This is a genomic window from Agilicoccus flavus (genome assembly GCF_014857905.1).
In the GTDB taxonomy this organism is placed as follows: Bacteria; Actinomycetota; Actinomycetes; order Actinomycetales; family Dermatophilaceae; genus Agilicoccus; species Agilicoccus flavus.
In genome coordinates this window covers 134006-153823 of the sequence record NZ_JACYXE010000001.1, presented here as the reverse complement: position 1 = coordinate 153823, position 19818 = coordinate 134006, and the positions used below count along the sequence as shown (strand labels likewise).

18 protein-coding genes and 1 riboswitch are annotated in these 19818 nt (G+C 75.6%); of the genes, 11 read left to right on the top strand and 7 right to left on the bottom strand.

Annotation, left to right across the window (positions count from 1 at the left end):
* The first annotated feature begins 44 nt into the window (after nt 1-44).
* Both ICW24_RS00660 and ICW24_RS00655 read left to right on the top strand, forming a co-directional pair.
* Entirely contained in the window at nt 45-1010 is a 966-nt protein-coding gene (locus ICW24_RS00660) for a hypothetical protein (protein ID WP_226343788.1), read from the top strand.
* Between the two features lie 23 nt (nt 1011-1033).
* A complete protein-coding gene (locus tag ICW24_RS00655; protein ID WP_226343787.1) occupies nt 1034-2383 on the top strand; it encodes a M18 family aminopeptidase in 1350 nt (449 codons plus the stop codon).
* Between the two features lie 3 nt (nt 2384-2386).
* Here the strand turns inward: ICW24_RS00655 and ICW24_RS00650 are convergent, their stop codons facing one another.
* The 5 genes from ICW24_RS00650 to ICW24_RS00630 all read right to left on the bottom strand — a co-directional run bounded on the left by ICW24_RS00650 (nt 2387) and on the right by ICW24_RS00630 (nt 6171).
* Nucleotides 2387-3382, bottom strand: a complete 996-nt coding sequence (locus ICW24_RS00650; protein WP_226344321.1) for an NAD(P)H-quinone oxidoreductase — start codon at nt 3380-3382, stop codon at nt 2387-2389.
* 72 nt (nt 3383-3454) lie between these two features.
* Nucleotides 3455-4129, bottom strand: a complete 675-nt coding sequence (mobA, locus tag ICW24_RS00645; RefSeq protein ID WP_226343786.1) for a molybdenum cofactor guanylyltransferase — start codon at nt 4127-4129, stop codon at nt 3455-3457.
* Nucleotides 4130-4201: 72 nt separating this feature from the next.
* Entirely contained in the window at nt 4202-5167 is a 966-nt protein-coding gene (locus tag ICW24_RS00640) for a Gfo/Idh/MocA family protein (protein WP_226343785.1), read from the bottom strand.
* A gap of 54 nt (nt 5168-5221) precedes the next feature.
* Nucleotides 5222-5665 carry a hypothetical protein gene (locus ICW24_RS00635; protein WP_226343784.1) on the bottom strand — a complete coding sequence of 148 codons (444 nt, stop codon included), beginning with the start codon at nt 5663-5665 and terminating at the stop codon, nt 5222-5224.
* Between the two features lie 98 nt (nt 5666-5763).
* On the bottom strand, nt 5764-6171 hold the full coding sequence (locus ICW24_RS00630; protein ID WP_226343783.1) for a hypothetical protein: 408 nt from the start codon (nt 6169-6171) through the stop codon (nt 5764-5766).
* 170 nt (nt 6172-6341) lie between these two features.
* Between ICW24_RS00630 and ICW24_RS00625 the strand changes: the two genes are divergently transcribed.
* From ICW24_RS00625 to ICW24_RS00600, 6 genes are all read left to right on the top strand, one after another.
* Entirely contained in the window at nt 6342-8276 is a 1935-nt protein-coding gene (locus ICW24_RS00625) for a methylmalonyl-CoA mutase family protein (RefSeq protein ID WP_226343782.1), read from the top strand.
* A complete protein-coding gene (gene scpA, locus ICW24_RS00620; RefSeq protein ID WP_226343781.1) occupies nt 8273-10480 on the top strand; it encodes a methylmalonyl-CoA mutase in 2208 nt (735 codons plus the stop codon). Before ICW24_RS00625 ends, scpA begins: the two co-directional genes overlap by 4 nt.
* On the top strand, nt 10473-11495 hold the full coding sequence (meaB, locus tag ICW24_RS00615) for a methylmalonyl Co-A mutase-associated GTPase MeaB (RefSeq protein WP_226343780.1): 1023 nt from the start codon (nt 10473-10475) through the stop codon (nt 11493-11495). The genes scpA and meaB overlap by 8 nt, the downstream gene beginning before the upstream one ends.
* Before the next feature lie 42 nt (nt 11496-11537).
* Nucleotides 11538-12488, top strand: coding sequence for a siderophore-interacting protein (locus ICW24_RS00610; RefSeq protein ID WP_226343779.1), 951 nt, complete (start codon nt 11538-11540; stop codon nt 12486-12488).
* Nucleotides 12489-12603: 115 nt separating this feature from the next.
* A complete protein-coding gene (locus ICW24_RS00605) occupies nt 12604-13926 on the top strand; it encodes a sensor histidine kinase (RefSeq protein WP_226343778.1) in 1323 nt (440 codons plus the stop codon).
* On the top strand, nt 13923-14591 hold the full coding sequence (locus tag ICW24_RS00600; protein ID WP_226343777.1) for a response regulator: 669 nt from the start codon (nt 13923-13925) through the stop codon (nt 14589-14591). The genes ICW24_RS00605 and ICW24_RS00600 overlap by 4 nt, the downstream gene beginning before the upstream one ends.
* 39 nt (nt 14592-14630) lie before the next feature.
* Here the strand turns inward: ICW24_RS00600 and ICW24_RS00595 are convergent, their stop codons facing one another.
* Both ICW24_RS00595 and ICW24_RS00590 read right to left on the bottom strand, forming a co-directional pair.
* Complete coding sequence (locus tag ICW24_RS00595) at nt 14631-16064, bottom strand: AI-2E family transporter (protein WP_226343776.1); 1434 nt, start codon at nt 16062-16064, stop codon at nt 14631-14633.
* Nucleotides 16065-16259: 195 nt separating this feature from the next.
* Nucleotides 16260-16538, bottom strand: a complete 279-nt coding sequence (locus ICW24_RS00590) for a DUF4235 domain-containing protein (protein ID WP_226343775.1) — start codon at nt 16536-16538, stop codon at nt 16260-16262.
* 190 nt (nt 16539-16728) lie between these two features.
* Nucleotides 16729-16831, top strand: a riboswitch (TPP riboswitch).
* 76 nt (nt 16832-16907) lie between these two features.
* Here ICW24_RS00590 and ICW24_RS00585 point away from each other — a divergent pair.
* The 3 genes from ICW24_RS00585 to ICW24_RS00575 are packed head-to-tail and all read left to right on the top strand — an operon-like array spanning nt 16908 to nt 19808.
* Nucleotides 16908-17561 (top strand): ECF transporter S component, encoded by a 654-nt coding sequence (locus tag ICW24_RS00585; protein ID WP_226343774.1) that lies wholly within the window; start codon nt 16908-16910, stop codon nt 17559-17561.
* 7 nt (nt 17562-17568) lie between these two features.
* A complete protein-coding gene (locus tag ICW24_RS00580; RefSeq protein ID WP_226343773.1) occupies nt 17569-19077 on the top strand; it encodes an ABC transporter ATP-binding protein in 1509 nt (502 codons plus the stop codon).
* Nucleotides 19074-19808, top strand: coding sequence for an energy-coupling factor transporter transmembrane component T family protein (locus tag ICW24_RS00575; RefSeq protein WP_226343772.1), 735 nt, complete (start codon nt 19074-19076; stop codon nt 19806-19808). Before ICW24_RS00580 ends, ICW24_RS00575 begins: the two co-directional genes overlap by 4 nt.
* Nucleotides 19809-19818 lie beyond the last annotated feature (10 nt).

Sequence of the window (19818 nt, the reverse complement as noted above, 5' to 3'; positions counted from 1 at the left end):
CCTACGATGGGGGGTCCGCGCCCCCGAACCCCAGAGGTACTCAGGTGAAATCGTTCCGCCCGGTCGCGATCGCAGCGGTATTGGCCCTCGGCGTCTCGGCCTGTTCGTCGATCACCCCCGAGGCCGAGTCGGTGACGAACGGCGCGGGCCGGACGGGGGCCGCCGGCGCCGACGCCTCGGCGTCGTCCCCGAGCCCGACGCCCACCCCGAAGGAGTACCCGCTGGGGGGCCGGACGCTGTTCCCCACCTATCGCCTCGTCGGCTACTCGGGGATCATCGGCTCGGGCCCCGGGCTGGGCCGCGCGGGGGTCGGCGACGTCGACGAGCGCATGACCGAGATCGTCGAGCGCGCCAAGCCGTACGCCGCCGACGGCCGCAAGATCATGCCGACGCTCGAGTTCATCGGCACGATGGTCCACCCGTGCAAGAACGCGCCGAAGTGCCGGACGCGGGCGAGCGACGAGGCGGTCCGCAAGCACCTCGACGCGGTGCGCAAGGTCGACGGCATGCTGCTCATCGCCATCCAGCCGGGCCGCTCCGACTTCGTCACCGAGGTCAAGGCGTACGAGAAGTTCCTCAGGGAGCCCGACGTCGGCGTCGCCCTCGACCCCGAATGGCGGATGGGGCCGAACCAGGAGCCCATGGACTCGTTCGGCAGCACCGACAGCAGCGAGCTCAACGAGACGGCCGCGTATCTCTCGAAGCTCACGAAGGCGAACGACCTCCCCGAGAAGGTCATGCTCTACCACATGATCCGCACCAACTGGGTGCGCCAGCCCGCGAAGCTCAAGCAGTACCCGGGCGTCTCGACGATCGTCAGCATCGACGGCATCGGCAGCGCCAAGATGAAGGTCGAGACCTGGAACGCGATCATGAAGGTCAAGCCGCCGTTCGTGCACACCGGGTTCAAGATGTTCTACCAGGAGGACACGGCCGGCGACTGGAAGCTCATGACGCCGGCGCAGGTCCTGGCCCTCAAGCCGACCCCGGAGTACGTGCTCTACGAGTGAGCCGGGCTTCGTAGGCTGGCCCCATGGCGACGCATCCCGGGCCCGACGACGTGGCGACCCCCGAGCAGCTCGAGCATGCGCGAGGTCTGTGCGCGTTCGTGGACGCCTCGCCCTCGCCGTTCCACGCGGTCGAGGAGGTGGCCCGTCGCCTGGGGGAGGCGGGGTTCCGTCGGGTGGAGGAGTCGCAGGCGTGGCCGCGGGAGCCGGGCCGGTACGTCACGGTCCGCGAGGGCTCGCTCTTCGCGTGGGCGAGCACGCCGCGGACCGCGGCCGACCCGGCGGCGCCGTTCCGCGTCGTCGGCGGGCACACCGACTCGCCCAACCTGCGCATCAAGCCGCAGCCCGACGTCACCCGCCTCGGGTGGGACCAGCTCGGCGTCGAGGTCTACGGCGGCCCTCTGCTCACGACGTGGCTCGACCGCGACCTCGGCCTGTCCGGGCGCGTCGCCGTCCGCGACCCCGCCGCCCCCGGCGGCTTCTCGACCCGGCTCGTCCTCGTCGACGAACCGGTGCTGCGGGTCGCCAACCTCGCCATCCACCTCGACCGGTCCGTCGCCGACGAGGGGGTACGGCTCAACCCCCAGCAGCACCTCGCGCCGATCTGGGGCGCGACCGGCGACGCCCCGAGCTTCGCGACGTTCCTCGCCCGGCGGCTCGGTCTCGGCGACACCGACGTGCTCGGGTGGGACGTCATGACCCACGACCTCACCCCTAGCGGCCGCCTCGGCCGGGTCGGCGACCTGCTCGCCGTGCCGCGCCTCGACAACCTCGCCACGTGCTACGCGGGCACCGCCGCCCTCCTGCACGCGGTCGCCGACGCGGAGGCCGCCGACGCGGGGCACGTCCCGGCCCTCGTGCTCTTCGACCACGAGGAGATCGGGTCGACGACGAACCGGGGCGGGTTCAGCACCTTCCTGCCGGCCGCGCTCGAGCGGAGCGTGCTCGCGCGCGGGGGAGGGCGGCAGGAGTACTGGCGGGCGCTCGCCGGCAGCCTCGTCTGCTCCGCCGACATGGCGCACGCCGTGCACCCCAACTACGCGGAGCGGTACGAGCCGCAGCACACCCTGACCGTCAACACCGGGCCCGTCCTCAAGGTCAACGCGAAGGGGCGGTACGCGAGCGACGCGCCGGGGACGGCCGCCTTCGCCCTCGCGTGCGAGCAGGCGGGCGTGCCGATGCAGACGTTCGTCAGCCGCACCGACCTGCCGTGCGGGTCGACGATCGGGCCGATGTCGGCGGCCCTCACCGGCGCCGTCACCGTCGACGTGGGTTCGCCCATGCTGTCGATGCACTCGGCCCGCGAGCTGACCGGCGTGCGCGACCCGGGCCTCTACGTGGCGGCGCTGACGCGGGTGCTCGCGCCCCGCGCCTGAGCGTCACGCACCGGTGGTGAGGAGCACCTTGCCGATGTGCTGGCTCGCCTCGAGGATCTCGTGCGCCCGCGACGCCTGCTCCAGCGGCAGCGTCTCCTGGACGATGGGCCGCACGCGGCCCGCGGCGACGAGCGGCCACACGTGCTCGCGCACGGCGGCCACGATCTCGGCCTTCTCGGCCGGCGGTCGGGCGCGCAGCGACGTGGCCGTGACGGAGGCCCGCTTGGCGAGGAGGGCCCCGAGGTCGAGCTCGCCCTTCCGGCCGCCCTGCATCCCGATGACGAGGAGCCGCCCGTTCGGGGCGAGCGCGGCGACGTTGCGGGGCAGGTACTTCGCGCCCACGACGTCGAGGACGACGTCGGCCCCACGGCCGTCGGTCGCGTCCTTGATCTCGTCGACGAAGTCGTCGTTCTTGTAGTCGATGAGGATCTGCGCGCCCAGGTCGCGGCACGCGTCGAGCTTGGCCGCCGACCCCGCCGTGACGGCGATGCGGGCGCCGAACTCGCGGGCGAGCTGGATGGCCATCGTGCCGATGCCGCTCGAGCCGCCGTGGACGAGGAGCACCTCGCCGGGCTGCAGGCCGGCGGTCATGAAGACGTTGGACCACACGGTGCAGGCCACCTCGGGCAGCGCCGCCGCCTCGACGAGCGAGACTCCGTCGGGCACGGGCAGCAGCTGACCGACCGGCACCGCGACCCGCTGCGCGTACCCGCCTCCGACGAGGAGGGCGCACACCTCGTCGCCGACGTCGACCCCCGCCTGCGCCGGGTCGACGTCCGGGCCGAGGGCGATGACGCGGCCGCTCACCTCGAGGCCGGGATAGGGGGAGGAGCCCGGCGGCGGGTCGTAGAACCCCATGCGCTGCATGACGTCCGCGCGGTTCACCCCCGCGGCGACCACCTCGAGGAGGACCTCGCCGGGCCCCGCCTCCGGGTCGGGCACGTCCGCGGGTACGAGGACGTCGGCGTCTCCGGGTTCACGAATCGTCACGGCCATCATGACGACGAACTTATCGCGGGCGGCCGGGGTGGCGGCCCCGGACGGCGGCATCGACCTCGGGTCCTGCGTGGATCAGGACTCAGGAGGGTGGGGCGTTGTCCCGGCGGGGCGACGGGGTCGGAGTGGGTCGGCGTGACCGGGCTCGAGGGCGGCGGCCCGGGCCAGGTCCGCGGCCGTGTCGACGTCGAGGGTGGAGGCCGCCCCGAGGTCCACGGCCGCGACGCGCAACCCGCGCAGGGTCGCGTGCACGCCGCGGTCGCGGACCTCGCGACCGGCGAGGACCCGCCGCAGCGACGAGGCCCGGTAGGCGGCGAGGAGCAGCTGGGCACGCCCGTCGGGCTGGCGCGCGGCGAGCCCGTCGACGTCGGCCCCACCGTCGTCGGCCCCGTCGTCGTGCTCGGGGCCGGCGGTGCTCACGGCCCGGCCCAGGCGGTCGGCGAGCTCCCGGGCGGCGGGCGCGGCGAACGGTTGGTCCCCGGCGAGCACGACCGCGACGGAGGTGGTGGTCGGCGCGGCGCGCAGACCGGCGGCGAGCCCGGCGACCGGCCCGCCGCCGGGTGGGTCCTCGCGGGTCCACGTCACCTGCCGGGGCAAGGGGCGCTCCGCGCCGACGCAGACGACCGCCCACGCCGGCGGCAGTCCCGTGACGAGGCGGGCGAGCAGGCTCTCGTCCCCCAGCAGCGCCGCCGTCTTGTCCCCGCCGCCGAACCGCCGGGAGGCGCCGCCGCACAGCACGATCGCGGCCACCTGGGGCGCCCCGGGGTCCGGCGGCCGACGGTCGTGTGACGGGGCGTGGGGCGGCGCGTCCGACACGGGGGCTCAGCCGCGGACCTGGGCCAGGACCTGCGCCATGAGCTGCTGCACGGCCAGGGTGTCGTCGAGCGGCATGATCGGGCTCTCGTTCAGGCCGCGGGCGAGGCAGTCGGCCACGTGGTCGACCTCGAAGGCGTACCCGGAGTCGAACTCCAGCGTCTCGGCCTGCTTCTCGCGCCACACGGTGAGCGAGGGGGCGCGGTGGAAGCGGGGGTGGACGTCGATCCAGCCGGCCGTGCCGAGGATCATCACGCGCCCCGGCCCGTACGTGGTGAACGAGCCCGACAGCGTGGCGCTGCGGCCGTCGGCGTAGCCGAGGACCGCCGAGAAGTCGCTCTCGACGCCGCTGGGGAACGTGCCGCCGACCGCGTGGACGACGTCGGGGGTGCCGAGCAGGTGCTGCGCGAACGAGAGGACGTACACGCCGAGGTCGAGGACCGCGCCGCCGCCGAGGGCGGGGTCGAAGAGGCGGTCGCTCGGGTCGTAGGCGCGGAAGGCGGTGAGGTCGCCGTGCACGGCCCGGACGTCGCCGATCTCACCGCGTGCGACGAGCTCCCGGATCCGCTCGACCGCCGGGTTGAACCGCGTCCACATCGCCTCCATGGCGAAGATGCCGGCCGATCGGGCGGCCTCGATGACGGCCCGGGTGTCCTCGACGGTCGCGGTGAACGCCTTCTCGACGAGCACCGGCGTCCCGGCGGCGATCGCCGCGAGCGCGATGTCGGTGTGCTGGGGGTGCGGGGTGGCGACGTAGATCGCGTCGACCTCGGGATCGGCGACGAGGTCGGCGTACGAGCCGTGGGCGCGCGGGATGTCGTGCTCGGCGGCGAACGCCTCGGCGCGGTCGGCCGACCGGGAGCCGACCGCGACGATCCGGCCCGTGCGGACGTGCTCGAACGCCTCGACCATCGTGGCCGCCATCCGGCCGGGCCCGGCGATGCCCCAGCGCAGCGTCTCCATGCGTGCCTCCATGCGTGTCACCGTCGGGGTGCCGGCGCCCGAGACCCGGGCGCCGTCCCGGCCACGCTACCGCCGGGGCGTCAGCCCTGCGTTCTCCTCGAAGCGCGCGAGCAGGCGGTTGCGGCGGTGCGCGGCCCACATCGACCACAGGGCGCCGAACACCCACATCGCGAAGGCGGCGTCGGCGCCGGACAGGAGCGCGCTCCAGAACACGACGCCCGCCATGACGAGGGCCCCGAAGAACGTGCCGTAGATCATGCCCAGGGGCCCGAGCAGCAGCGCGAGGCCGCCGGCGAGCGCCACCGACTTGCGGGGCAGGCGGAAGGGCAGCCCGGCGCCGCCCGCCTGGGGCGCGGCGGCGAAGAACGGGAGGCCGCCGGGCGTGCCGGCGCCGGAGGTGCGGGTGCCGTCGAGGGGCTCGGAGCGGAGGTAGCGCGGCGAACCGCCGCGGGTCGGGCCGGCCTGTCCGCGGACGGTGTCCTGCGGGCCGTGCTCGGGATGAATGGTCATCATTCGCTCACCTCAGAGGAGTCGAGGGATGGCGCCGTGCGCGCGTCTCGTCCGGTATGACGCGCCCGGGGCCCCTCGTGTTCCGTCGCGGCCCGCTTTCACAGCGGCGTCCCAGGCAGCGGGCGGCCGGACGCGCCCGGCAACGTGTGGCGGTAGGTCCACGACGTGAGGGCGGTCCCGGTCATGACGAGCAGCACTCCGAGGAAGATGTGCGCCGAGACCGCGGCCGCCTCGCCGAGCGCGTACTGCGCGACGACGAGGGCCGCGAGGAGCAGGCTCAGCACGACGTTGACGGGGCCCGCCGAGCGGCGCAGCACGACGTAGACGCCCGCGCCGGCGAGGCAGACGACGAGCGTGACGAGAGCCCCCACCTCGTGGTGGACGACGTACTCCCGCTGGCCGCCGAGGAACGCCGCGGCCCACCCGGCCTGCCCGAGGAGCGCGCTGAGCTCGAGCGTCGCGACGGTCCGCAGGATCGCCAGGTGCGGGTGGATCGGCAGGGCCATGCCGGGATCGTACGCGGATGGTCGTAAAAGCGAGAGCCTTCTGTCGCGCTCACTGCGGCTCGCAAGCTCGCCTCCGTTCGCCGCTCGGGCAGGGGCCGCTGGGGGCGCCGGTAGGGTGGAAAACACGGGCCCGCAGGAGGGCCGCCTTTCCGTCGACGACGAGGAGAGCGATGAGCGTCCCAGCCGGGCCGGACGAGGCGCTGCCGCTCGCGGCGGACTTCCCCGAACGCACCCACGAGGAGTGGCAGGCGCTCGCGGCGGCGGTCGTCAACCGCGGCCGGGCGCAGGACCGGCAGGTCGACGGCGCGCAGGCCGAGGAGTCGCTGACGACCACGACCGTCGACGGGCTGCGGGTGAAGCCCCTGTACGCCCGGTACGCGGGCGAGCCGATCGACGCGATCGGCCTGCCGGGGGCGATGCCGTTCACGCGCGGGTCGGGGGCCCGCGAACCGGGCACCGGCTGGGACGTCCGGGCGCTCCACGAGGACCCCGACGCCGAGGTGACGACCGCCGCCGCGGCGCTCGACCTCGAACGCGGGGTGACGTCGCTGTGGTTCGAGGTGGGGGAGCACGCGGTGGGCGCCGGCGACCTCGCCGCGATCCTCGCCGACGTGGACCTGGCCGACGTGCCGATCGCGGTGAGCAGCGCGTCCGATCCCACCGCGGCGGCCGACGCGCTCGCCGCCGTGTGGCGCGACCGCGGGGTGGCCGACCGGGCCGCCGGCACCCTCGGCCACGACCCCCTCGCGCACGCCGCCCGGCACGACGCCGAGCCCGAGGACGGCCCGATGATCGAGGCGGTGCGCTCGTGCGCGGCGGACCTGCCCGGGGTGCGCGCGATCGCCGTCGACACCCGCCCGTACCACGACGCGGGCGCGGGCGACGTCGACGAGCTGGGTCTCGCGATCGCGACGGGCATCGCGCACCTGCGCACGCTCGCCGACGCCGGGATCGCCGCGCCGGAGGCGTTCGCACAGATCGAGTTCCGGGTCGCCGTCGGCGCCGACCAGTTCCTGTCCATCGCCCGGCTCCGGGCGCTGCGGCGCCTGTGGGCGCGCGTCGGCGAGGTCGCCGGGGTGCCCGAGGGCGCCCGCGGGGCCTGGCAGCACGCCGTGACGAGCCGCCGGATGATCAGCCGCGACGACCCGTGGGTCAACCTGCTGCGCGGCACGGCCGCGTGCTTCGCCGCGGCGGCAGGCGGGGCCGAGGCCGTCACGGTCCTCCCGTTCGACGCGGCGATCGGTCTGCCCGACGCCCTCTCGCGGCGCACGGCCCGCAACACGCAGCTCCTGCTCGCGCAGGAGTCGAATGTCGGCCGGGTCGCCGACCCCGCGGGCGGGTCCTGGTACGTCGAGGAACTCACCGACGACCTCGCCCGCGCGGGGTGGGCGTGGATGCAGCGGATCGAGGCGGCCGGCGGGGTCGCGGCGGCCCTGCGCTCCGGGCTCGTCGGCGACCGGATCGCGGCGACGGCCGCGGAACGCGACGCCCGGATCGCCACCCGGGAGCTGCCGCTCACGGGGGTGAGCAGCTTCCCCGACGCGGCCGAGGCGCCGCTGACGCGCCGGCCCCGCCCCGCGTCGCCGCCCTCGAGCCGCCGGCTGCCGCCCCGGCGCGACGCGGAGCCGTTCGAGGCGCTGCGCGACGCGGCGCGCGCCGGGGCGGAGCGCGACGGCGGTCCCCCGGCCGTCCCGCTGCTCTGCCTCGGCGCCCGCCGCGACTTCGGGGCGCGCGAGACGTTCACGACGAGTGTCCTCGCGGCCGGGGGCCTGGCCGCCCCGCAGCTGATGGGGACCCCGGAGGAGCAGGCGGCCCGCCTGCGCGAGCTCGGCTCGCCCGTGGCCGTCCTCTGCTCGTCGGCGTCCCGCTACGCCGAGGACGGGGCCGGCCTCGCGCGAGCGGCGCGCGACGCGGGGGTGCGCACCCTGTACGTCGCGGGCCGCGCCGCCGAGCTGGGCGACGCCGCCGATGCGGTCGACGGCGAGGTCCGCGCCGGCGCCGACGTGCTCGCGCTGCTGCGCGCGATCCAGTCCGAGCTCGGGCTCGACGCGCCCGCGGGGCTCGACCGGGCCGCGTCCACCGCTCAGGAAGGAGACCGGTCATGACGTTCCCCCGCTTCGAGGAGCTCGACCTCGGCGACGCCGGCCCGGGCCATGGCAGGTCCGGCAGGTCCGGCGGGTCCGGCGGGTCCGGCGGGTCCGGCGGGGCCGGCCGGTCGGGCGCCGACGTGGGCGGTGAGGTGTGGGAGACCCCCGAGAAGATCGCGGTTCCACCGGTGTTCACGGACGAGGCCCTCGAGGACCTCGACTTCCTGCACACCGTGCCCGGCGCGGCGCCGTTCCTGCGCGGCCCCTACGCGACGATGTACACGAACCAGCCGTGGACGATCCGCCAGTACGCGGGCTTCTCGACCGCGGCCGAGTCGAACGCCTTCTACCGGCGCAACCTCGCGGCCGGGCAGAAGGGGCTGTCGGTGGCGTTCGACCTCGCCACCCACCGGGGGTACGACTCCGACCACCCGCGCGTCGCGGGCGACGTGGGCATGGCCGGCGTGGCGATCGACTCCATCCTCGACATGCGGCAGCTCTTCGACGGCATCCCGCTCGAGCAGATGAGCGTGTCGATGACGATGAACGGCGCGGTGCTGCCCGTCCTCGCGCTCTACGTCGTCGCGGCCGAGGAACAGGGGGTGTCGCCGGAAGCACTCTCGGGGACCATCCAGAACGACATCCTCAAGGAGTTCATGGTCCGCAACACCTACATCTACCCGCCGCAGCCCTCGATGCGGATCATCTCCGACATCTTCTCGTTCACGAGCGAGCGGATGCCCCGCTTCAACTCGATCTCGATCTCCGGCTACCACATGCAGGAGGCGGGGGCGACGGCCGACCTCGAGCTCGCCTACACCCTGGCCGACGGGGTCGAGTACATCCGCGCGGGGATGGCCGCCGGGCTCGGCGTCGACCGCTTCGCGCCGCGCCTGTCGTTCTTCTGGGCGATCGGCATGAACTTCTACATGGAGGTCGCGAAGCTGCGCGCGGCCCGCCTGCTGTGGGCGCGACTCGTCTCGCGCTTCGAGCCGAGCAACGACAAGTCGCTGTCGCTGCGCACCCACAGCCAGACGTCCGGGTGGTCGCTCGCGGCGCAGGACGTCTTCAACAACGTCCCGCGCACGTGCATCGAGGCGATGGCGGCCACGCAGGGGCACACGCAGTCGCTGCACACGAACGCGCTCGACGAGGCGATCGCGCTGCCGACCGACTTCTCCGCCCGCATCGCCCGGAACACCCAGCTCTTCCTCGCCCAGGAGTCGGGCACGTGCCGCGTCATCGACCCGTGGGCGGGCAGCGCCTACGTCGAGCGGCTCACGCACGACCTCGCCCGGCGCGCGTGGGCGCACATCGAGGAGGTCGAGGCCGCGGGCGGCATGGCCAAGGCCATCGAGGCGGGCATCCCGAAGATGCGCATCGAGGAGGCGGCGGCGCGCACCCAGGCGCGGATCGACTCCGGCCTGCAGCCCGTGATCGGCGTCAACGTCCACCGCGTGGAGGGCGACGAGGGCATCGAGGTGCTCAAGGTCGACAACGCCGGCGTGCGGCGCCAGCAGCTCGCGAAGCTCGACCGGCTCCGCGCCGAGCGCGACGACGACGCCGTCACCGCGGCGCTCGACGCGCTCACCCGCGCCGCGGCCCATCCGGGGCCCGACGCGAACCTGCTCGCCCTGTCGATCGACGCGGCGCGGGCGCACGCCACGGTCGGCGAGATCTCGGCGGCGCTCGAGAAGGTCTTCGGCCGGTACACCGCGCAGATCCGGACGATCAGCGGCGTGTACTCGCAGGAGGCGGCGTCCGACGAGGCGGTGACCCGGGCGCGTGAGCTCGTGGCCGACTTCGAGACCGCGGAGGGGCGGCGTCCCCGCATCCTCGTCGCGAAGATGGGCCAGGACGGGCACGACCGCGGCCAGAAGGTCATCGCGACGGCGTTCGCCGACCTGGGCTTCGACGTCGACGTGGGCCCGCTCTTCCAGACGCCCGCCGAGGTGGCCCGCCAGGCCGTCGAGGCCGACGTGCACGTCGTCGGCGTGAGCTCGCTCGCCGCGGGCCACCTCACGCTCGTCCCGGCGCTGCGCGAGGAGCTCGACCGGGCCGGGCGCGAGGACCTGATGATCGTCGTCGGCGGGGTCATCCCGAGCCAGGACTTCGACGAGCTGCGGGCCCGCGGCGCCGACGCGATCTACCCGCCCGGGACCGTCATCCCGGAGGCGGCGTGCGAGCTCGTGCGGGAGCTGCGCGCCCGGCTCGATGCCTGACCGGTTCGCGATCGGCCCGCTCGTCGAGGGCATCGAGGCGGGCTCCCGACCGGCCATCGCGCGCGCGATCACCCTCGTCGAGTCGGGCCGCCCCGACCACCGCGCGCGGGCGCGGGAGCTGCTCGCGGCGATCGCGCCCCGCACCGGCGGGGCCGTGCGCCTCGGCATCTCGGGCATCCCCGGCGCCGGGAAGTCGACGTTCATCGACGCGCTCGGCGTCCGGCTCGTCGACGCGGGTCACCGGGTCGCGGTGCTCGCCGTGGACCCCTCCTCGTCCCGCACCGGCGGGAGCATCCTCGGGGACCGCACCCGGATGGCGCAGCTCGCGGTGCGTGACGAGGCGTTCGTGCGCCCCTCGCCGTCGGGCGGGCACCTCGGCGGCGTCGCGCGCGCGACCCGGGAGTCGATGCTCGTCCTCGAGGCGGCGGGGTTCGACACGATCGTCGTGGAGACGGTCGGCGTCGGGCAGTCGGAGGTCGCCGTCGCCGGGATGGTCGACACCTTCCTCCTCCTGCTCATCGCGCGCAGCGGCGACTCCCTGCAGGGCATCAAGCGCGGCATCGTCGAGATCGCCGACCTCATCGCCGTCAACAAGGCCGACGGCGAGCACGAGGCCGAGGCGCGGCGCAGCGCCCGCGAGCTCGACGGCGCGCTCCGGCTCATGAACACGGACGGACGCCGCCGCCCGCTCGTCCTCACGTGCAGCGCCCTCACCGGCGCCGGGCTCGACGAGGTGTGGGAGAAGGTCACCGCACACCGCGACCGGCTCGAGGCCGACGGGGTGCTCGAGTCCCGCCGCGCCGCCCAGCAGCTCGACTGGATGTGGGCGATGACCGACGCGGCGCTCGCGGAGGCGGTGCGCACCGCGCCCGGCGTGGCCCGCGTCCGCGCGCGGGTGGAGGCGGACGTGGCGGCGGGGCGGATCGGCGCGGCCGACGGCACCGCCCGGCTCCTGGCGGCCCTGGCCGCGGACGTCCCCGGGCTCGGATGGGCCGACGGGGCGGGCGAGACGTAGTAAGGTCAGCCTCACCAACTGTCGACCCGAGGATGGCTCGCCGTGACCCTGTCGACCACCACGACGCCCGCCGCCACGAAGCCCGGCACGACGTCCGGCACGCAGACGTCCGCCACCGCGGCGTCCTCGTCCGCGACCTCCGCGACCTCCGCGACCAGGTCGTCCAGGCGCGCGAAGGCGGCCCCCCGCATCAAGCCGCGCGACCCGCGGCCCCTGGCGGCGTTCGTGCGGGCGCGGGCGCGGATCACCCCCCACATGGAGCGGGTGACGCTCGGCGGCGGTGAGCTCGCCCACTTCGAGTACCTCGGGTACGACCAGTGGTTCCGCCTCTACCTGCCGACCGGTCCGGGCTCGCTGCAGCGCGTGCCCGACCGTCTGACGAGCGCGAGCTACGCGCGGATGATGCTCGCGCCCGCGTCGGTGCGCCCGACGCTGCGCAACTACACCGTCCGCGCCTACCGCCCGCAGGGACGGCACGGTGGCGGGCCCGAGATCGACGTCGACCTCGTCGTCCACGGCGACCCGGCCGACGGGACCGCCGGCCCCGCGTCGACGTGGGCCTCGACGTGCGCGCCGGGCGACGAGGTGCGGATCTACGACGAGGGGCGGCTGTACGCGCCGCCCTCCCCGGGCCGGTCCGTCCTCCTCGTGGCCGACGAGACCGGATTGCCCGCCACCGCCGGGGTGCTCGCCTCGCTGCCCGCCGACACGGTCGGCACGGCGGTCGTCGAGGTGCCCGGCCCCGCCGACCGGCAGGCGCTCGGCGGCCCCGCCGGGGTCGAGCTGCGGTGGGTGCACCGCGCGGCCGACGGCGACGTCCCCGGGCGGGCCGCACTGGCCGCGGCGCGCGAGGTCCCCGTCCCGCCGGGCCCGGTGTACGCGTGGACGGTGGGCGAGTCCGACCTCGTCACGACCCTGCGCCGGTACTGGGTCCAGGCGGGCGTGCCCAAGGCCGACATCACCTTCTGCGGGTACTGGAAGCACGGGGGCTGAGCCGGGCCCGGTGCTCCACCCCGGCTCTCCACCCGGTGCTCCACCCGGCGACCGACCCGGTGGTCAGACCGTGGGGGGACGCGGGCGGGGGCCACGCGCTCCTACGCTGGCAGGCGTGAGGACGCAGGGACGACGCGCGCGGGCGTTCGTGGCGTCCCACCCGATGGCGTGGGACGCGATCGTGCTCGCCCTGGTGTCCCCGCTGCTGTTCGCGTCGTTCGTGCTGGCCGCGGAGGGGGTGAGCGGGGCGACGCCGCTGCGGGTCCTCGGTGCGCTCGCGATGACCGCGTGCCAGGGCGTGCCGTTGCTGTGGCGCCGCCGGCGGCCCGAGTCGGCGACCGGCGTCGTCGCCGTCGGGCACCTCGTGCAGCTCTTCCTCGTCGACACACCGCTGCCGGGCAACGTCACCGTCCTGCTCATGACGTACGCGTTGGGCCGGTACGCCCGGAACCGCCGCCTCGCCCGCGCCTACCTCGTGCTCGCGGCCATCGGCGGGCTCGTCGGCGGCGTCGACTGGACGTGGTCGGACGGCTTCACCCCGGCGGACCCGATCGTCTACCTCGTGGTGACGTCGATCTGGAACGTCCTGTGTGCCCTCACACCCTGGGCGTTCGGCCTGCTCGCGCGGCAGCGGGAGCTGTCGGTGCGGCAGCTCCGCGACCGCGCGGAGGCCCTCGAGCGAGAACGCGACCAGCGCGCCCGGCTCGCGGCCGAGGAGGAGCGCACCCGGATCGCGCGCGAGATGCACGACGTCGTCGCCCACTCGCTCTCGGTCATCGTCGTCCAGGCCGACGGGGCCGCCTACGCCGTGGGGGCCGGGGGGCCCGACCCCGTCGGGGTGGCCGAACGCGCCCTCGCGACCATCGGCTCGACCGCGCGGGAGGCGCTCGCCGACACGCGCCGTCTCGTCTCCGTGCTGCGCGGACACGAGTCGGGCGGGCCCGAGTACCGGCCCCGGGGCGGCCTGTCCGACCTCGCCTCGCTCGTCGACCCGCTCGTGGCCGCCGGCCGCGACGTCCGGGTGGACGTGACCGAAGACCCGGTGACCGTGCCGCGCGACGCCGACCTCGCGGCCTACCGCGTCGTCCAGGAGTCGCTGACGAACGTCATCAAGCACGCCGGTCCGGGCGCCGCCGTGCGCGTCGGGGTGACGTACGCCCCCGACACCCTGTGCGTGCGCGTCGCCGACGACGGCCGCGGGGCCGCTGCCGGCGACGACGGCGCCGGCCACGGACTCATCGGCATGCGCGAACGCGTGACCGCCTACGGCGGGACCCTCACGGCCGGCCCCGTGCCCGGCGGGTACGTCGTCACCGCGCGGATCCCGCTGCGGGACGATGCGAGCGCCCACCTCGAACCCGGCGCCCGCCCCGAACCCGACCACCCAGAGCCCAACCTGGACCCAGAGCCCGACCCCGACCCGGGAGACCCACGATGAGCGACCGACCGATCCGCCTGATCCTCGTCGACGACCAGGAGCTCGTCCGCGCGGGCTTCCGCATGGTCCTCGACGCGCAGCCCGACATGACCGTCGTCGGGGAGGCGCCCGACGGGGAGGCGGCGGTCGCGCTCGTCGCCCGGCAGGCGGCCGACGTCGTGCTCATGGACATCCGCATGCCCCGCCTCGACGGGGTCGAGGCGACCCGGCGCATCACGGCCGCCTCGCCCGACGGCCCCCGGGTCGTCGTGCTGACGACCTTCGACCTCGACGAGTACGTCTTCGCCGCGCTCCGGGCGGGCGCGGCCGGGTTCCTGCTCAAGGACGCGGGGCCGGCCGAGCTCCTCGCCGGGATCCGGGCCGTGCACTCCGGGGACGCGGTCGTCGCCCCGAGCGCCACCCGGCGCCTCCTCGAACGCGTCGTGCCCCAGCTCCCGGAGTCCGCGGCCTCACCCGACGAGCGGCTCGCCGCGCTCACCGAGCGGGAGCGCGAGGTGCTCGTCGCGGTGGGCCGGGGGCTGACGAACGCCGAGATCGCCGCGACGCTCTTCCTCGCCGAGGCGACCGTCAAGACGCACATCGGCCGCATCCTGTCCAAGCTCGCGTTGCGCGACCGCGTGCAGATGGTCGTCCTCGCCTACGAGACGCGCCTCGTGCGCCCCTGAGACCGGGGCGGCACGAGGCGCGGTCGGTGCGGCGGCGCGTCAGCGGCGCGCGTCGGGCCCCCGGTCGGACGGCGGGCCGCCGGCGTCCCCGCCGTCGCCCTGCCGCTCGAGGTCGTCGAGGCGCCGGTGCGCGGCGAGGTCGGTCGGGGACACGTCGCCGACCCGGGGAGCGGCGGACGTGGGCTCCTCGTGCTCGGCGTCGCCGTCGGCGTGGGTCAGTTCCTTCGGCGAGTGCTCCAGCGCGGAGGCGCCCGTCGCGAGGGCCGGGAAGGCGTCGTGCCCGCGCAGATAGAGCAGCACGGTGTTCGTCACCGCCATGATCGGGACGGCGAACAGGGCGCCGACGATGCCGAGGAGGAACGAGAACCCGGCCACGCCGAGCAGCACCGCCAGCGGGTGCAGCGACACGGCCTTGCCCATGAGCAGCGGCTGCAGGACGTTGCTCTCGAGCTGCTGCACGGCGAGCACGATGATGAGCATGATGATCGCCGAGCTGAAGCCCTTGACGACGAGCGCGAGGAGCACGGCGAGGGCGCCCGACACGACGGCACCGACGATCGGGACCGCCGAGGCGAAGAAGATGATGAGCGCCAGCGGCACCACGAGGGGCAGGCCGAGGGCGAAAGCGCCGGCCGCGATGAAGAACGCGTCGATGAACGCGACGAACACCTGGGTCTTCACGTAGGAACCCAGGCTGACCCAGCCGCGGCGGAAGGCCTCGTGGATGGGGGCCTGCGACGGCCGCGGCAGCAGCCGTACGAACCACGACCAGATGCGGTCGCCCTCGGCGAGGAAGAAGAACGTCGCGATGAGGGCGATGAGGGCGCCCGTGAAGAAGGTGCCCGCGCTCGACCCGACCGCGAGGGCGCCGCTCGTCAGCTGCGAGGAGTTGGAGCTGAGCCAGGCGCGGCCCTGGTCGATGAACCGGCTGAGCTGGTCGCCGCCGATCTGCAGCGGGCCCGTGCGCAGCCAGTTCTGGATCTGCGTGACGGCGTTCGCCATCTGGTCCGAGAGCTCCGCGACCCCGGTGACGAGCTGGTTGCCGGCGATGCCGACCGCGCCGACGAAGACGAGGATGCCCCCGAGCACCGTGACCGCGCCCGCGGCGTGGCGCGGCAGGCCCAGGCGGTGGTTGAGCAGCACCTGCACCGGCATGAGCAGCGCGGTGAGCAGCAGCGCGACGGCGACGGGGATGACGATCGTCGTCGTCGCGGCGAGGACCTGCAGGAGGCCCCAGCCGGCGAGGGCGACGGCCGCGAGGCGCCACGAGATGCCCGCGGCGACGCGCAGGGTGAAGGGGACGGCCGCCTCGACGTCGGCGGTCGTGCGCGCCGTGTAGGGACGCTGTGCGGAGGTGGGGGCGCCGGGGGTGCGGTGCTCGTCCGACGCGCCGGCGGAGGGGTCGCCCGGGCCGGTGGAGGGATGCGGGTGCGACGGGCGCAGCAGAGAGCGCAGGCGCGGCAGGGGGGCCATGGAGAAGTCCTTGTCTAGGGGGCGGAGCCGACCCGCAGGCCGTCGAACGCCCCGGTAATGGCGTGCACGGCAGTCTGTCACGGCCCGCGCCGGGTCGCCCGACGGCCCCGGTTGCGCCGGAGACGTCCCCGGGACGCGCGGCGAGGCCGCACCCGAGCCGGGTGCGGCCTCGCCCGTCGGCTCCGGCGGGGGAGCTCAGCTCACGTCGTCGGGGTTGCTCGGGCGCTTGCCCGTCGAGGCCGTGAAGTACTGCGTCCACTTGCGCGTCGCCATGAGGCGGACGATCGCGATGACCGCGCCCGAGACGACGGCCCAGACGAGCGCCTGCCACATCTCGGTGTCGGGGTCCTCCGGGTTGGCCGGGGGCTCCTCGTTCATGACGGCCTTCCAGCCCTTGGTCGCGATCTGGCGGGCCAGGACGGTGGCGCCGAACGCCACCCCGGCCCCGACCAGCTTGAACACCTTGTCACCCATGTGCGTCTCCTCCGGCAGGGAAGCGGTTGTCGGCTCGGTTGTCGATCCCGGGGGAAGTCTGCCAGGCCGCCCGGCGACACGCCCACCCCCGCCCCGGTGCCGTGTCGTCGCGTGCCCTCGCGTGCCCTCGCGCGCCATCGCACGGCGTCGCACGGCGTCGCGAGAGGCCCCGCGCGCTGGTACGGTCGCGGGACAACGACAGGGGAGCGCGCGAGCGCTGAGAGTGCGGGACACCGCAGACCCTCGAACCTGATCCGGTTCACACCGGCGTAGGGAGTCGGGATCATCTCGGGTGCGTCGCCGTCCGTGCACGGCGGCCACCTCCCCCGAGGCATCCGGCGAGAGCCGGTCGACCACGGGAGAATCCGCATGAGCACCACCGAACGTCACGTGCCCGGCCGCGCCGGGCGGGGCCGCACCGTCCGCGCGAGCGGCGGCCTCCTGGCCTGGCGGGGGCTCGACCTCGTCACCACCGCCGTCCTCGGCGTCGCCTTCGGCGTCGTCTTCATCGTCTGGGACTACGCCCTCAACACGCCCTGGACGGGGCTGACGTCGGCCTTCCCTCCGGCGGGCTCCCTCGCCCTCGGCGTGTGGCTGCTGCCGGCGGTGGCGGGCGGCCTCCTCGTGCGCCGCCCCGGGGCGGCCCTGCTGTGCGAGATGATCGCCGCCCTCCTCGAGTTCTGGCTCGGGAACCCGTGGGGTGCGGGCGTGCTCGTGTCGGGGCTGCTGCAGGGCGCCGGCGCCGAGATCGGGTTCGCCCTCCTGGGCTTCCGCCGCTTCGGGCCCGTGGCCGCGATGCTCGCCGGGGCCGTGGCGGCCGCGCTGCCCGTCGTCGCCTACGAGTGGTGGACGTACTCCCTCGAGTACTCGTGGCCGTGGAAGCTCGCGTCACTCGGCTTCTCCGTCACCTCCGGGGTGCTCCTCGCCGGCCTGGGCTCCTGGGCCCTCGTGCGGGCGCTCGCCCGGGCGGGTGCGATCGACGCGTTCCCCGCGGGCCGCGAGCACCTCGCCGCCCGCGGGTGAGGGCCGGGTGAAGACCGGGATGCGCGCCCGCGTGCAGGCGCGCGGCCTGGGCTGGACGCCGCTCGGCGCGACCTCGCCCGTCCTGTGCGGCATCGACCTCGAGGTCGGGCCGGGTGAGCGCGTCCTGCTCGCCGGCCCCTCCGGCTCCGGCAAGTCCACGCTGCTGCGCGCGCTCGCGGGCGTCCTCGAGGGCGTCGAGGCCGGCGACCCGACCGGCCGCGTGACACGACCCGAGGGCGAGCGGGTCGGCCTCCTGCTGCAGGACCCCCGCGACGCCCGCGTCGCCGACCGGGTCGGCCGCGACGTCGCGTACGGGCCCGAGAACGCGGGCCTGCCGCGGCCGGAGATCCGCGAGCGGATCGCGTGGGCGCTGGACGCCGTGGCCTTCCCCTACGGACCCGAACGCCTCACGTCCGCGCTGTCGGGCGGCGAGGCGCAGCGGCTCGCGCTCGCCGGGGTGCTCGCGGCCCGGCCCGGGCTCCTCCTGCTCGACGAGCCGACGTCGATGCTCGACGACGCCTCCGCCCGGCGGGTGCGCGACGCGGTGCTCGCGGCGGTCGCGGGCACGGACATCGCCCTCGTCGTCGTCGAGCACCGGCTCGCGCCGTGGGTGGGCGTCCTCGACCGGCTCGTCGTCCTCGGGGGGCGCGGATCCGCCTCGCCCGGCGGCCTGCTCGCCGACGGGCCGCTGGAGGCCGTCCTGGCCGAGCGCGGCCCGGAGCTTCTCGACACCGGGGTGTGGGTGCCCGGCGCCCCGCCGCCGACCCCGATCGCCGTGCCCGCCCGGCTCGTCGCGCCGCGGACACCCCCCGCCGGGGACGTCGTCGTCGCCTCCGGTGCCGGCCTCGTGCGCGCCCCGCGGCGGCGCCTCCTCGGGCGGACCCGCACCGCGCCCGTCGTCGCGCTGGAGGGGGTCGACGCCGTCGTCCGGGCCGGTGGTCTCCTCGCCGTCCGAGGGCCCAGCGGTGCGGGCAAGTCGAGCCTCGTCGACCTCCTCGTCGGGCTCGACGCGCCGACCTCGGGGAGCGTCGGCGCAACCCCCGCCCTCGCGGCGGGCCTGCGGCCCGACCTCGCGCGCTGGAGCTCGCGCGAGCTCGCCGCTCGCGTCGGCTGGGTGCCGCAGGCGGCCGAGGCGACGATCGTCGGGTCGACCGTGCGCGACTGCCTCCTCGCGGGCGCCCGGGCCCTGCGCCGCCCCGAGGCCGAGGCCGGCGCGCGCGCCGAGGGCCTCGCCGAGATCCTCGGCCTGACCCACGCCCTCGACCGGAACCCGCACCGCCTCTCCGGCGGGGAGACCCGCCGCCTCGCGGTCGCGAGCGCCCTCGTCCACGGGCCGGGCCTGCTCGGGCTCGACGAGCCGACCGTCGGCCAGGACCGGCACACGTGGGCCGCGGTCGCCGGTCTCGCCGGGGCCGCTGCCGACGCCGGCCTCGGGGTCGTCGTCTCGACGCACGACGGCGACCTCGCCGCCCATGCGCACGACGTCCTCACCCTCCGGGAGGGGAGGGTCGCATGACGGGTCTGCTGCGGCGCACCGGGCCGCTGTCCCCGCTGCTCGCGGGGTTCGTCCTCATGGCCGGTGGTCTCACGGTCCGCGACGTCGCCGGGGGGCTGGCCGGCCTCGCGGCCCTCGCGCTCGCCGCGCCGTTCGCGCTCGCCGGCTCCCGGGTCTCGTGGCTGCGCCTGCTTGCCGGGGTGCTCGCCCTCGCGTCGGTGACGTGGTCGAACTGGCTGCTCGCGTCGCCGCGCGAGCTCGAACCGGCGCTCGTCGCCGGGTTGCGGGTCGCGTTCTTCGTCGTGCCCGGCATCGTGCTCGCCGCCTTCGTGGACCCCTCCGAGCTCGGCGACCACCTGGGCCAACGCCTCCGCCTGCCCGCGCGCCCGGTCCTCGCCGGGGTGGCCGCGCTCCAGCAGCTCGACGACCTCGGGCAGGAGTGGGCGTCGATGGCCCGCGCGCGTCGCGTCCGCGGGCTGGGCCCGGACCGGTCGCCGGTCTCGCAGGTCCGGTTCGCGGCCGACCTCACGTTCTCGCTGCTCGTGCAGGCCCTGCGGCGGGCCGAGCGGATGACCGTGGCCATGGAGGCCCGCGGGTACGCCGACCTCGCGCGGCCCGGCCCCGACCGGGCCCGGCGCACGTGGCTGCACCCCGCCCCGTGGACCGGGGCGGACACGACGCTCGTCGTCCTCGCCGCCGCGGTCGCGCTCGTGCCGGTCCTGCTCCCGCTCGTCGTCCCCCCGGGGTCCTGACCACGCGGAG

Bases quoted from the DNA above. Each gene is read 5' to 3' on its own strand.
- ICW24_RS00640 (WP_226343785.1), bottom strand. From the start codon at position 5,167: ATGGAGGCACGCATGGAGACGCTGCGCTGGGGCATCGCCGGGCCCGGC.
- scpA (WP_226343781.1), top strand. From the start codon at position 8,273: ATGACGTTCCCCCGCTTCGAGGAGCTCGACCTCGGCGACGCCGGCCCG.
- ICW24_RS00585 (WP_226343774.1), top strand. From the start codon at position 16,908: ATGAGCACCACCGAACGTCACGTGCCCGGCCGCGCCGGGCGGGGCCGC.
- ICW24_RS00630 (WP_226343783.1), bottom strand. From the start codon at position 6,171: ATGGCCCTGCCGATCCACCCGCACCTGGCGATCCTGCGGACCGTCGCG.
- ICW24_RS00595 (WP_226343776.1), bottom strand. From the start codon at position 16,064: ATGGCCCCCCTGCCGCGCCTGCGCTCTCTGCTGCGCCCGTCGCACCCG.
- ICW24_RS00650 (WP_226344321.1), bottom strand. From the start codon at position 3,382: ATGATGGCCGTGACGATTCGTGAACCCGGAGACGCCGACGTCCTCGTA.
- ICW24_RS00575 (WP_226343772.1), top strand. From the start codon at position 19,074: ATGACGGGTCTGCTGCGGCGCACCGGGCCGCTGTCCCCGCTGCTCGCG.
- ICW24_RS00590 (WP_226343775.1), bottom strand. From the start codon at position 16,538: ATGGGTGACAAGGTGTTCAAGCTGGTCGGGGCCGGGGTGGCGTTCGGC.
- meaB (WP_226343780.1), top strand. From the start codon at position 10,473: ATGCCTGACCGGTTCGCGATCGGCCCGCTCGTCGAGGGCATCGAGGCG.
- ICW24_RS00625 (WP_226343782.1), top strand. From the start codon at position 6,342: ATGAGCGTCCCAGCCGGGCCGGACGAGGCGCTGCCGCTCGCGGCGGAC.
- ICW24_RS00600 (WP_226343777.1), top strand. From the start codon at position 13,923: ATGAGCGACCGACCGATCCGCCTGATCCTCGTCGACGACCAGGAGCTC.
- ICW24_RS00655 (WP_226343787.1), top strand. From the start codon at position 1,034: ATGGCGACGCATCCCGGGCCCGACGACGTGGCGACCCCCGAGCAGCTC.
- ICW24_RS00635 (WP_226343784.1), bottom strand. From the start codon at position 5,665: ATGACCATTCATCCCGAGCACGGCCCGCAGGACACCGTCCGCGGACAG.